This is a genomic window from Muricoccus radiodurans, assembly GCF_050154705.1.
Taxonomy (GTDB): Bacteria; Pseudomonadota; Alphaproteobacteria; order Acetobacterales; family Acetobacteraceae; genus Roseomonas; species Roseomonas radiodurans.
On sequence record NZ_CP189561.1, the window covers coordinates 400,386 to 412,765 of the forward strand.

Annotated in this window: 13 protein-coding genes; 1 reads left to right on the top strand and 12 read right to left on the bottom strand. The window is 71.1% G+C overall.

The genetic code is table 11. The annotated features are described in order from the left end of the window. The first annotated feature begins 71 nt into the window (after positions 1-71). Positions 72-1,499 carry a DNA recombination protein RmuC gene (gene rmuC / locus ACP6CK_RS02030; RefSeq protein WP_426957107.1) on the top strand — a complete coding sequence of 476 codons (1,428 nt, stop codon included), beginning with the start codon at positions 72-74 and terminating at the stop codon, positions 1,497-1,499. Positions 1,500-1,511: 12 nt separating this feature from the next. Here the strand turns inward: rmuC and ACP6CK_RS02035 are convergent, their stop codons facing one another. The 12 genes from ACP6CK_RS02035 to ACP6CK_RS02090 all read right to left on the bottom strand — a co-directional run bounded on the left by ACP6CK_RS02035 (position 1,512) and on the right by ACP6CK_RS02090 (position 12,338). Then, a complete protein-coding gene (locus tag ACP6CK_RS02035) occupies positions 1,512-1,907 on the bottom strand; it encodes a hypothetical protein (RefSeq protein ID WP_426957108.1) in 396 nt (131 codons plus the stop codon). After that, on the bottom strand, positions 1,904-3,154 hold the full coding sequence (locus tag ACP6CK_RS02040) for an alpha-hydroxy acid oxidase (RefSeq protein ID WP_426957109.1): 1,251 nt from the start codon (positions 3,152-3,154) through the stop codon (positions 1,904-1,906). Before ACP6CK_RS02040 ends, ACP6CK_RS02035 begins: the two co-directional genes overlap by 4 nt. Continuing rightward, a complete protein-coding gene (locus tag ACP6CK_RS02045; protein WP_426957110.1) occupies positions 3,151-3,981 on the bottom strand; it encodes a 3-keto-5-aminohexanoate cleavage protein in 831 nt (276 codons plus the stop codon). Before ACP6CK_RS02045 ends, ACP6CK_RS02040 begins: the two co-directional genes overlap by 4 nt. Positions 3,982-3,994: 13 nt before the next feature. Then, positions 3,995-5,350, bottom strand: coding sequence for a 3-carboxy-cis,cis-muconate cycloisomerase (gene pcaB / locus ACP6CK_RS02050; RefSeq protein ID WP_426957111.1), 1,356 nt, complete (start codon positions 5,348-5,350; stop codon positions 3,995-3,997). Further along, the gene (pcaG, locus tag ACP6CK_RS02055; RefSeq protein ID WP_426957112.1) at positions 5,347-5,955 is read right to left on the bottom strand and encodes a protocatechuate 3,4-dioxygenase subunit alpha; all 609 of its coding nucleotides are present in this window, start codon (positions 5,953-5,955) and stop codon (positions 5,347-5,349) included. Before pcaG ends, pcaB begins: the two co-directional genes overlap by 4 nt. A gap of 2 nt (positions 5,956-5,957) precedes the next feature. Next, positions 5,958-6,671 (bottom strand): protocatechuate 3,4-dioxygenase subunit beta, encoded by a 714-nt coding sequence (gene pcaH / locus ACP6CK_RS02060; protein ID WP_426957113.1) that lies wholly within the window; start codon positions 6,669-6,671, stop codon positions 5,958-5,960. Beyond that, complete coding sequence (locus ACP6CK_RS02065; RefSeq protein ID WP_426957114.1) at positions 6,668-7,819, bottom strand: alpha/beta fold hydrolase; 1,152 nt, start codon at positions 7,817-7,819, stop codon at positions 6,668-6,670. Before ACP6CK_RS02065 ends, pcaH begins: the two co-directional genes overlap by 4 nt. An 83-nt stretch (positions 7,820-7,902) precedes the next feature. Next, positions 7,903-9,225: a TRAP transporter large permease gene (locus ACP6CK_RS02070; RefSeq protein WP_426957115.1), complete on the bottom strand. Its 1,323-nt coding sequence runs from the start codon at positions 9,223-9,225 to the stop codon at positions 7,903-7,905. Continuing rightward, positions 9,218-9,721 carry a TRAP transporter small permease gene (locus ACP6CK_RS02075; protein WP_426957116.1) on the bottom strand — a complete coding sequence of 168 codons (504 nt, stop codon included), beginning with the start codon at positions 9,719-9,721 and terminating at the stop codon, positions 9,218-9,220. The genes ACP6CK_RS02070 and ACP6CK_RS02075 overlap by 8 nt, the downstream gene beginning before the upstream one ends. Positions 9,722-9,731: 10 nt before the next feature. After that, entirely contained in the window at positions 9,732-10,763 is a 1,032-nt protein-coding gene (locus tag ACP6CK_RS02080; protein WP_426957117.1) for a TRAP transporter substrate-binding protein, read from the bottom strand. Between the two features lie 76 nt (positions 10,764-10,839). After that, a complete protein-coding gene (locus ACP6CK_RS02085) occupies positions 10,840-11,460 on the bottom strand; it encodes a 2-dehydro-3-deoxy-6-phosphogalactonate aldolase (RefSeq protein WP_426957118.1) in 621 nt (206 codons plus the stop codon). Then, positions 11,457-12,338: a 2-dehydro-3-deoxygalactonokinase gene (locus ACP6CK_RS02090; protein ID WP_426957119.1), complete on the bottom strand. Its 882-nt coding sequence runs from the start codon at positions 12,336-12,338 to the stop codon at positions 11,457-11,459. The genes ACP6CK_RS02085 and ACP6CK_RS02090 overlap by 4 nt, the downstream gene beginning before the upstream one ends. Between the last annotated feature and the right edge of the window lie 42 nt (positions 12,339-12,380).

Sequence of the window (12,380 nt, forward strand, 5' to 3'; positions counted from 1 at the left end):
GGGTATATGGCACCGTGCCCCCGAGGTGACGAGGGTCCGCCCCGCCACCCGTCCCCCGGTCAGGTCCAAGAATGCTCGACGCGCTGCCCTACATCCTTGCCGCCATCGCGCTGGTCGGCGTCGCCGCCCTGCTCCTCCGCCGCCCGCAGGGCGGGGCAGGGGAGGCCATCGCTGCCCTCTCCGGCAAGCTGGACGCGCTCGGCGCCGCGCAGGACCGGCAGGCCATCGCCGCAGGCGAGCGCGCCGCTTCCGCCGAGCGCGTCATGGCCGACCGCCTCGCCGAGGTCCGCCTCACCACCGAGCAGGCCCTGGCCGCCCAGCGCGAGCGCCTCGCCTCCACCGAGCAATCCTTGGCCGACCGCCTCTCCGAGGCCACCCGCGCCATGGCCGACGCCCTCACCGCGCAGGGCCGCCAGGTCGCGGACGGCATCGCCGCGCAGAACGACCGCCTCGCGGTCCAAGAGAAGTCGCTCGCCGACCGCCTCTCCGCCACAACGCTGGCCCTGACCGACACGCTCGCCGGCTCCCTGGCCGCCCAGAACGAACGTCTCGCCCTGACCGAGAAGGCCCTGGCCGACCGCCTCGCCGCGTCCCAGGCCGCGCTGGACGCCGCCGTCGCCACCCAGAACGAGCGCCTGAACCGCCTGCTGACCGACAGCGCCGTGAAGGCCGAGGAAACCGCCGGCAAGATCCACGAGCGCCTCGCGGTCATCGACGCCGCCCGCGCGAACATGGAGGCGCTCGGCACGCAGGTCGGCAGCCTCGCCCAGATCCTGTCCAACAAGCAGGCGCGCGGCGCCTTCGGCGAGGTCCAGCTCCGCCAGATCATCGAGGACCGCCTGCCGCCGGACGGCTTCTCCTGGCAGCACACCCTGGCCAATCGCACCCGCTGTGACGTGCTGATCCGCCTGCCCAACCCGCCCGGTCCCATCGCCGTGGACAGCAAGTTCCCGCTGGAAGCCTGGCTCGCTGCCCGCGACGCCGCCGACGACGCCGCCCGGATCGTGGCCACCAAGCGCTTCGCGACCGACATCCAGCGCCATGTGGACGACGTGGCATCGAAATACATCTGCCCGGGCGAGACGGCGGAACACGCCCTGATCTTCGTGCCGAGTGAGGCGATCTACGCCGACCTCCACGTCGTCCACCCCTCGCTGGTGGAGGCCGCGACCCGACGCGGCGTGATCATCGTCTCTCCCACCACCCTCTGGGCGGTGCTCGGCTCCATCCGCGCCCTGATGCAGGATGTGCGGATGCGGGCCGAGGCCGGGAAGATCAAGGCACAGGTGGTGGAACTGATGAAGGATATCACCCGCCTGGACGACCGGGTGGCGAAGCTGAAGAAGCACTTTGCCGACATGAACCAGGACGTGCAGCAGATCGAGATCACCACGACGAAGATCACCCGTCGCGGCAGCCTCATCGAGCAGCTGGAGATCGAGGACGGCCCCGTGATCGCGGAGATCAGCGCGGAGCGCGTCGCCCTGACCGCGAAGTAGCGGCGCCCGGGATCAGCGCGCGACGCCGCAGCCGGAAAGGGTCACCGTCGGTCCGGCCGAACCGCCTTCCCGGTCTGTGACAACCGTCACATCCCGGAGCTGCAATCCCGGCTGGTCGCCGCGTCCGAAGCGCTGCGTGTCCTGCTCATAGGGGCGCAGCGGCCCGCCCGAGACGCGCCGCATCACCGTCGCCCCTTCCGGAAAGCCTGAGAAGGTGAGGGTGTAGCGCCGCGGCTGCTCCGTCTGGTTCTGCACCTGGGCAAAGTATTCGAACGGCACGCCGCCGCCCCCGCCGGTGGCATAGACCGAGTTCACGACCACCCGTCCCGCGCAGGAATCATCCCCCTGCGCGACCGCCGCCCCGGCCCCCAGCAGCAACCCGGCGGCGAGGGCGACACAGCCCTTCATCCCGCAATCCCCGGCACGCCGGCCACGCGCATCAGGTGCTGCATCCCCACCTCCGAGATCCGGTTGCACCCGAGGAAGGCCAGATTCCGGTGCACCTCCTCCGACAGGATGGAGATGCCATGCCGCACCCCGGCCTCCCCGCCGGTCGCCGCCGCATAGAGCATGGGCCGCCCCACGAAGACGAAATCAGCCCCCAGCGCGATGGCCTTCAGCACGTCCGAGCCGCGCCGGATGCCGCAATCCATCATCACGGCCATGTCGCCCGCGACGGCACGCACCTCCGGCAGCGCCCGCAACGGAGCGATCGCCCCGTCCAGCTGCCGCCCGCCATGGTTCGAGACGATGACCCCGTCCGCCCCTTCTTCCCGCGATAGCCGCGCATCCTCCCCGTGCAGGATGCCCTTCACGACGAGCTTGCCTTTCCACTGCTTCCGGATCTGCGCCAGGTGCGTCCAGTTCAGGTGATCCCGCGCCCCGAAATCACGCGCCACGCTCTTAGCGATGATCGGCGCCCCGCGCGTGACGTAGGAATTTTCGAAGTGCGGCATCCCGTGGGAGCGTAGCGTCCGCAGCATCACGTCCCACAGCCAGCGCGGCCGGATCGCTCCGTCCCACCCCAGCCGGGCCGAGGGCCGCAACGGCGTGTTGAACCCGGTGCGGATGTTGTTCTCCCGGTTGCCGAGGGTGGTCGTGTCCACCGTCAGCACGAGAGTCCCGTAGCCGGCCTTGGCCACCCGATCGACCAGCGCCGCGATCCGGTCCGGCTCCCCGGGCAGGTAGGCCTGGAACCAGGCGCCCGGATACTCCTTCACGATCTCTTCCAGAGGGATCAGCGATGACCCGCTCATGATCATGGGGATGCGCGCCGCCTTCGCCGCCCGCGCCAGCACGAGGTCCCCGCGATACGCCATCATCGCCGAGATCCCCATTGGGGCGATCCCGAAGGGCGAGGCGTACTCCGTCCCGAAGATCGACACCGCCTGGGACCGCTTCGACACATCAATCAGGTAGCGCGGCCGGAACGCCCATTCCGTGAAGGCGTGCAGGTTGTCCTTGAGCGAGGCATTCCGCTCCGCCGCCCCCGCGATGTAGCCGAAGAGCGGTCGCGGCAGGATGCGCCGCGCCTCCGCCTCGAAGTCGTCCAGCGCCAACACCCGCTGCAACCGGCGCGGCAGGTCCTTCGCGACCTCCCGGATGACGGACTGGGCAGGCGGCGGAACCGGCGCCGCCGGAGTCGCCTCACTCATGCCGCCGGAAGCCCCAGAAGCTGCCGGGCCTGCGCCGCATCGGCCACTGGCCGCCCGTACCGCGCGCACAGCTCCGCCACCCGCTTCACCAGCGCCGCGTTGGACGGCGCCAACGAGTCCTTGTCCCAACGCACATTGTCCTCCAGTCCCGTCCGGACGTGCCCGCCCATCTCCAGCGCCCAGTGGTTCACCTCCAGCTGGTGCCGCCCGATTCCCGCCGCCGTCCAGGTCGCCCCGGGCAGCAGCTCCTTCAGCTTTGCCACCTCGAACTCCAGGATGTCCCGCCGCGCCGGCAACGCATGCTTCACGCCGAAGACGAACTGCACATGCGGCGGCGCCAGGATCAGCCCCTCCGCCACCAGGTCCGCCGTGTTGTAGAGCATCGCCAGGTCGAAGACCTCGACCTCCGGCTTGATGCCCTTGTCCCGCATGGACAAGGCCAGGTCCCGCACGAAGGCCGGCGGGTTCTCGTAGACGATCGTCGGGAAGTTCACGGACCCCGTCGCCAGCGATGCCATATCGGGCTTCAGGTAGAGCATCGCCCCCCGCGCGCTCATCTCCCGCCCGCGCCCGCCGGTCGAGAACTGCACGATCATCCCCGGGCAGTGCTTCCGCAGCCCCTCCTGCAAGGCCCCGAACTTCTCGGGATCGGAGGAGGACGACTCATCGTCGTTCCGCACATGCACATGGGCCAGCGTCGCCCCCGCCTCGAAGGCGGCCTGCGTGCTCTCGATTTGCTCGGGCACGGTGATGGGCAGGGCCGGATTATCCTTCTTGCGCGGCACCGACCCGGTGATGGCCACGCTGATGACGCAGGGCTCGCCCATGTCCGTGTCCTCCCTAGCTCAGGCGTGCCAGCACGCGGTCCACGAAAAGACCCGCGCTGCCGAGGTAGCTCGCCGGGTCGGTGATCCGCGCGATCTCCTCCGCTCCCATGCGAGAGGCCACCGCGTCATCACGCCCCAGCGCCTCCGCCAGCGGCACGCGCTCCGCCAGGGCGACGTCGCAGGCGTGGTGCACGGCGTCATGCGCCGCGCCGCGCCCCATGACCGGCGCCAGGGCCATCATCACCGCCTCCGCCATGATGGCATCGCCCGTTGCCTCCAGGTTCCGCCGCATCCGCGCGGCATCCACCGTCATGCCCTGCGCGATCTGCCGCGCCTGGTCCAGCGCGCCGTGGGTCAGCAGCATCGCCTGCGGGATGGCCAGCGGCTCTGCCTGCCACGGCCCGGTCCCGCGCTCATGATCCAGCGCCATCGCCGCCATCACCTGCGGCACCAGCGCATGCACCCCGCGCGCCTGCGCCAGCACGTACTCGCAGGCGATCGGGTTCCGCTTCTGCGGCATGGTCGAGGACCCGCCGCGCCCGGCCTCATGCGGCTCGAAGACCTCGCCCACCTCGGTCTGCATCAGCAGCATGACGTCGGTCGCGATCTTCGACAGCGCCCCGCACAGGATGCCACACCAGGACACCGCTTCCGCCAGGGTATCCCGCGCCACATGCCAGGGGATCTCCGGCACGCCGAGCCCCAGCTCCCGCGCCAGCCCCTCCGCCACCGCCGGCCCCTTGTTCCCCAGCGACGCCAGCGTCCCCACCGCCCCGCCGAACTGCACCCGCAGCAGCCGTGGCAGCAGGTCGTCCAGCCGTTCCCGAAGGTTCAGCAGGGGCGACAGCCACACCGCGCACTTGTACCCGAAGGTCACGGGCAGCGCGTGCTGCAGATGCGTCCGCCCGGCCATCACCGTATCCCGGTGCTCCCGCGCACGGGCGGCCAGCGCATCGATCGTGTCTTCCAGATCGTCCCGGATCAGCTGGAACCCGTCCCGCAGCGCCAGCACGAGCGCCGTGTCGAGGATGTCCTGGGTCGTGGCCCCCCAGTGGGTCCAGCGCGCCGCCTCCTCTCCCGCCAGCGCCCCGAGTTGCTTCACCAGCCCGACCACCGGATATCCGGTGTTCCGCGTCGCCTTCGCCAGCGCCGCCAGATCCAGCTGTTCCGCCCGTGCCGCCGCCGTGATCGCATCGGCCGCGGCCTGCGGCACGATGCCCAGCCCCGCCTCGGCCCGCGCCAGCGCCGCCTCCACATCCAGCATCCGCTGCAGCAGCGCCATCTCCCCCACGGCCCCGCGCATCGCGTCGGTACCGTAGAGGACGCCCCAGACCGCCCCGTCCGCGGGATTGACGGGGGAGGGGGTCACACCGCCATCCAGACCGTCTCGCCCTCACCCTGCAGGCGCAGGTCGAGGTTCCAAGTATCCGGCGCCGTCCGCTTCGCGATCAACGTCCCCCGCCGCGCCTCCGGCACCGCCCTCAGCACGGGGTCAGAGGCGTTGAGCGCCTCCCCTTCGAAGTAGAGCCGCGTGGACAGGTGATACAGCAGCCCCCGCGCGAACACCGCCAGGGCCACATGCGGCGCCTGCATCGCGTTCCCGCCGGCATGCGGCCCCACCGGCACCGGCCCAGGCTTCAGCGTGACGAAGCGGAAGCTCCCGTCCTTCTTCGTCGCGCAGCGCCCATAACCCTGGAACGCCGTCGGATCGCCGTTCTGGTCGGGATACCGGCCGGCCGGATCGGCGTGCCAGATCTCGATCATGGCGTCGCCCACCGGCGCGCCGGTCCCGTCGGTGACCTTCCCCGTCAGGACGATCCGCTCCCCCTCCGGCAGCTTGTCCCCGAAGTGCCGCGTCGTGTCCGCCCACTCCGGGAAATCCACCAGATGCCAGTAGGGCCCCGCCGTCTGGCTGGCCGAGGCCGCCACCGTCGCCTCGCTCGGCGCCAACTCGGGCGTAGGCGTCGTCGCCATGGTCAGTGATCCTCCATCGGCGTCGCCTCGCGCCCGCGCAACACGAGATCGAAGCGGTAGCCGAGCGAGAACTCGGGTTCCGTCACTTCCAGATCGAATGCGGCGATCAGCCGGTTCCGCGCCGCCTCGTCCGGCACGGTGTGGAAGATCGGGTCCAGCGCCAGCAGCGGATCGCCGGGGAAGTACATCTGCGTGATCATCCGCTGCGCGAACCCCGCCCCGAACAGCGAATAATGGATGTGGTTGGGGCGCCAGGCATTGTGGTGGTTCCGCCAGGGATAGGCGCCGGGACGGATGGTCAGATACCGGTAGTACCCGTCCTCGTTCGTGAAGACCCGCCCCATGCCCCGGAAGTTCGGATCGAGCGGCGCGTCATGCTGGTCGCCCTCGTGGTTGTAGCGACCGGCGGCATTGGCCTGCCAAACCTCCACCATCGCATGCCGGATCGGCCGCCCGTCCTCGTCCGTGATCCGGCCGGCAACGATGATCCGCTCCCCCATCGCGTGGCCGGCGCCGTTCTCCAGCACCGTGAGATCCGCGATCTCCGGATAGCGCGCGGCGGTGAAGATCGGGCTGCTCGTCTCCGTCAGCGTGTGCGGCAGCTCCAGCAGGGGCTGCTGCGGCGCTCGCGCCCGCGTGCTGCCATAGGCCGGGGAGTTGTTGGGCGGCTGCGTCTCCGCCCGCGGGCGGCGGTAGCCGTGGACGACGTCACTCATGGCGCCTTCTCCATCTCGGCAAGAATGTCCTTCGCGACCTTCAGCGCGTGGTTGGCCGTCGGCACGCCGGCATAGGCGCCGACCTGCAGCAGCACCTCCGCGATCTCCTCGGGCGTCACGCCGGTGTTCCGCGTGGCGCGCACATGCAGCGCGAACTCCCCCTCCCGCCCCAGCGCGGAGGTGATCGCCAGCACCAGCAGGGATCGCGTGTGCCGCGGCAGCCCCGGCCGGGTCCAGATCTGCCCCCAGACGTTCCGCATGATGTAGTCCTGGAACGCCTGATCCAGCGGCGTGACGTTCGCCATGGAGCGCGCCACATGCGCCTCCCCCAGCACCGCCTTTCGCACCGCCAGCCCGGCGGCCAATGGGTCGTCCCCCGCGCCGCCGTTCAGGTGCTCGGCCAAGGCCGCCGTCACGGCGTCGGCCGCCTCAAAGGTCGGGATGTGGGACGCGCCGGGGATCACCACCAACCGGCTGCCAGGAACCGCGTCCCGGATCGCCTCCGCCGCCGAGACCGGAGAGGCCGGGTCCTTCTCCCCCACCACCACCGTCGTCCGCGCCTTGATCCGCCCGGCCAGCGGCGCCGCCCGCGCGTCCCGCAGCGCCGCGCAGGCCGCCGCATAGCCGGCCGGGTCTGTCCCCAGCAGCATCCGCAGCAGCCCGCGAGACGAAGGGCTGCCCGGGTCCACCACCCAGCGCTGCATCACGCCCTCGGCGACGGCCGCCATCCCGCCGGCCCGCACCGCCTCGATCCGCGCCTGCCACAACTCCGGCGGAGCGAACTCCAGCGCCGTGTCGCACAGCATCAGGGACAGCACCCGATCGGGATGGGCGGCCGCCATCTCCATCGCGACCCGCCCGCCGATGGACAGCCCCGCCACATGCGCCGCCTTCACGCCGAGCGCGTCCAGCAGCGCCACGGCATCCGCGGCCAGCGCCGCCATGCTCGTCTCGCCCTCACCGCCCGCCGTCAGCCCGTGCCCGCGCAGATCCGGCCGGATGACCCGGAAGCCGCGCGACAGCACCTCCGCCTGGGGATCCCAAACGTGCAGGCCCGTCCCGACCGAGTGCAGCATGAGCAGGGCAGGGGCCCCCGGCGGGCCCTGCACCTGCACGTGGATGTTCAGGTCGCCGGCCGTCACGAACATGCGGGCGTCACCCCCGTCTTCTTCCGCCGCGCCGCCGGCGGGCCCTCGCGATGATCGGCACCCCGGCCCGGCTGGGCCATGACCTAGGTCAACAACCGTACCAGCCAGAGGCTGAGCGCCGGAAAAGCCACGCAGAGCGTCAGCCGTATCACGTCCGTCGCCAGATAGGGAAGGACGCCGCGATAGGTCCGGGCGATCGGCACATCCCGCGCCACCGCCGAGACGACGAAGACGTTCAGCCCGATCGGCGGCGCGGTCAGCCCGATGCCCACCACGATCAGCACCAGGATGCCAAACCAGATGGCCGTCTCGTCGGTCGTCATCCCGAAATCCAGGGCCGTCACCACCGGGAAGAAGACGGGCAGCGTCAGCAGGATCATCGCCAGCTCGTCCATCACGGCGCCGAGGATGATGTAAAACAGCAGCAGCACCACCACCACGCCGTAGGGTGGCAGGTTCTGCTCCGTCACCCATTGCGCCAGCAGGTCGGGCGCCTGGGTCAGCGCCAGGAAGGCGTTGAACACCTCCGCCCCCAGCAGGATGACGAAGATCATGGCTGAGGTCTCGGCCGTGTTCAGCAGCGCGAGCTTGATCTCGTCCCAGGACAGGGTCCGCCGCGCCAGTCCGACCACCAGCGTCGCGATCACCCCCACCGCCGCACTCTCGGTCGGCGTGAAGACACCGCCATAGATGCCGCCCACCACCGTTACTGCGATCAGCAGCACCGGGATCACCCGCAGCAGCGATGCGTTCCGCTCCGCCGCCGAGACCCGCGCGGCCGCCGGCCCCAGGACCGGGTTCCGCCGCACCACCATCCAGATCGCGAAGATGTAGAAGGCCGTCGCCATCAGCCCCGGGATCAGCGCGGCCATGAACAGCTTCGCGATGTTCTGCTCGGTGGAGATCGCATAGACCACCAGGATCACCGAGGGCGGGATGAGGATGCCCAGCGTCCCCCCCACCGCGATCGTCCCCGTCGCGAAGCCCGGATCGTAGTTGTACCGCCGCAGTTCCGGCAGCGCGGCCCGGCCGAAGGTGGCCGTCGTCGCGACCGACGATCCGCACACCGCCCCGAAGGCCGCACAGGCTCCGATGACGCTCATCGCCATCCCGCCGCGGAACCGCCCGAACAGCGCGCCCGCCGCCGAGAACAGGTCCCGCGCCAGCCCCCCGCGCTCCGCCAGCGCCCCCATCAGCACGAACAGCGGGATCACCGACAGCGTGTAATTCGCGAAGAGATGGTACGGCGTGGTCTTGAGATAGTTCATCAGCGCCGGGAAGCCGACGATGTGCTGATACCCCGCCGCCCCCACCAGCAGCATCGAGAGCCCGATCGGCGCCCGGACGACGATCAGCCCCAGCAGGACCGCGAAGCCGATCCCGGCCTGGAAGATCTCGTCACCCATCCGCGCGCCCACCGAACAGCCGGAACGCCCAGGCCAGCGCCGCCAGCCCCGTCAGCGCGAAGGCCAGCACGCCGATCCCCACCGCCCACCAGGTCGGCAGCCCCAGCACCATGGTCTGCGTGTGGGAGGTGAGCGTCTCCTGCGCACCGAGGACCATCCGCTCCGCCAGCACGATCGCCACCACCCCCCAGACGAGATTCCAGAACCCGTCCATCGCCAGCTGCACCCGCCGCGGCAGCCAGGTGGTGAAGGTGTCCACCATGATGTTCGTCCGCTGCGCCGTGCCATAGGCCAGCAGGGCCAGCACCGCGACGCCCGATCCCAGCGACACGAGCTCGAAATCGCCGCGGATCGGATCGTTCACCGCCCAGCGCTTCAGCACGGACACGGTCGTCAGCAGGGAGGTTGCGATCAGCAACGCCCCGCCGATCAGCGCCGCCGCCCGGCAGGCCCGGAGGATCGGGCCGGGCCGCCCGCCGGCGGACGCCTCGCTCACGGCGCGCCGGTCAGGCCGGGGCCTGACCGTATTTCGCGACCAGCGCCCGGGCTTCCTCCAGCAGCGCCCCGCCATTCGGCGTGGCGTTCACCCAGTTGTCCACCACCGGCTGGGTGGCGCGGCGCCAGCGCTGCACCTCCTCCGGGCTGAGGGTGATGAGGGTGTTGTTCCGCCGCCGCACCTGCTCCAGCACCACCGGCCCCTGCTCGTCCCAGACCTTCCCGGCCATCTCCGCCGCGACCTGCCCGGAATTGGCGTCCAGCACCCGCTTCGCCTCGGGAGAGAGGGCCTCGTACTTCGCCCGGTTCATCGCCAGGATGAAGGTCGCGATATAGAGCGTCGGCGAGCCCGGGATGTCCGTGTGGTTCCGCACCAGCTCGTGCAGCCGGATGCTCGGCACGACCTCCCAGGGCACGACCGCGCCGTCGATCGCGCGCTGGCTCAGCGCCTCCGGCACCTGCGGCACCGGCATCCCGATCGGCGCGGCGCCCAGCGCCCGCAGCGCCTCCCCGTTCTGCCGCGTCGGGAAGCGCAGCTTCAGCCCCGCCATGTCCTCCATGGTCCGGACCGGGCGGTTGGCGTGGATCAGCCCGCCGTCATGTCCCCAGACGCAGATCGGGTGCACCTCGCGGAACTCGTCCCGCATCTGCTTCTCGTAGAATTCCTGCACCGCCTTCGCGTTCGGCACGCCGAGCTTGTTGGCAACGAAGGGAAGCTCGAAGACCTCGATCTTCGGGAAGCGCCCGGGCGTGTTCCCCGGCAGCGTCCAGGCGATGTCCACCACCCCGTCCCGCGCCTGGTCATAGAGTTGCGGCGGCGCCCCGCCGAGCTGCATGGAGGGGAAGATCTGCACCCGCAGCCGCCCACCGCTCTCGGCCTGAACCTTCTGCGCCCAGGGCTGCAGGAAGTGGCGATGCACGTTGGAGACGGCCGGAAGGAAGTGGTGCAGCCGCAGCGTCACCTCCTGCGCGCGGACCGCCGCAGGGCGCAGGATGGCCGGCGCGGCCAGCGCGCTGCCAAGCAGGATGCGGCGGGAAACCATGGACGGGAACCTCCGGCTGTCCCCGCTTCCCGCGGGTTCTCAGACTCTCACCGTTTCGGTGAAACTTCGTTGGATATCAAACAGGTTCCAGGGCGTCGCGCAAGGCTCTCGCGCGCGCGCCCACCTCCGCCGGCGTGTCGCCCGGCCGGAACAGGGACGACCCCACGCCGAAGCCCGCCGCGCCTGCGGCGCGCCACGCTGCCATGTTGTCCGCGCCGATTCCGCCCACCGGCAGCACCGGCGTCCCCTTCGGCAGCACCGCCATCAGCGCCTTCAGCACGGCGGGGGAGGCCGCCTCCGCCGGGAACAGCTTCAGCCCGTCCGCCCCCGCCGCAAGCAGCGAGAACGCCTCCCCCGGCGTGAAGAAGCCCGGCACGGCGAACATGCCCTGTTCCTTCGCCGCTCGCACGATCACCGGATCCGCGTGCGGCGTCACGATCAGCCGCCCGCCGCGCTCCGCGATGCCCGCCACCTGCGCAGGGTCCAGCACCGTACCCGCGCCCACCAGCGCGTTCTGCCCGAAATGCCGTGCCAGTCGCCCGATGCTGCGCAGCGGCTCCGGGCTGTTCAGCGGCACCTCCAGGATGCGGATGCCGGCCGCGACGATCGCCTCGCCCACCGCGACGGCCTCATCGGGCCGCAGCCCGCGCAGGATCGCAACGATCGGGCAGGCCCGAAGACTCTCCGCCAGCGTCACGCCCGGCCCTCCACCTGCCGCCCGATCGCGTGCAGCCCCGCGATCACCAGCGCCGCCCCGTCATGCGGCACGGCCCGGTCGCCCAGCGCCCGCGCGTAGCGCGCCACCAGCCCGCCGGTGCCCACCAGCTGCACCGGCCCGTCACCGCCCACGGCCGCCACCTCGTGCCCGATCAGCAACCCCGACAGGTAGGAGGCTCCCGCCGCAGGCGCCATGTCCTCGATCAGGTGCAGCGCCCGCACGCCGAACAGATGGTGCAGCAGCCCGCCCCCCTGCCGCGCCCGCGCCAGCCCGCGGTCGAAGGCATCCCAATCCGGCGCCGCCCCCACGTCGATCGTCCGCCCGAGGATGCTGTGACCCGACAGTACCGCGAACACCTCGCCCGTCATGTGCGTCGCGAAGCCGGTCACGCGCCCGCCCTCCATCCCAGCCCATTTGCAGTGGGTGCCGGGCATGCAGACCGTCGCGTCGCGGCCACCGAGCTCCGGCATCAGCCCGAGGAGCTTCGTCTCCTCCCCCCGCATCACCTCCGGCACGCCGTTCGCGTCCCGCGCCGTCAGCCCCGGCACGATCAGGGTGCGCGCCTCGGGGAAGGGCAGGGCGGTCAGCGCCCCCGCCAGCTCCGCCGGCCCGGCGGGACAGGAGAGATACGGCGCCTCCACCCAACCCTGCCGCGACCCCACCATGCCGCAGAGCAGGACGAGTGACTCCCCCGCCGCGATCCAGCCCCCGACCAGCTCCCGCAGCGCCGTCGGGAACCCGCCCGCGGGAACGTTCAGGATGCCGCCCGAGGGCCGCTCGGCGGAATCCACCACGCTGCCGGTAGCGTCCAGCCGCCAGGCCCTCAGGTTGGAGGTGCCCCAATCCACCGCGATCACGTCGCGGTTCTCCGCAGCGCCGAACCCCGCAAGCGCGAACTC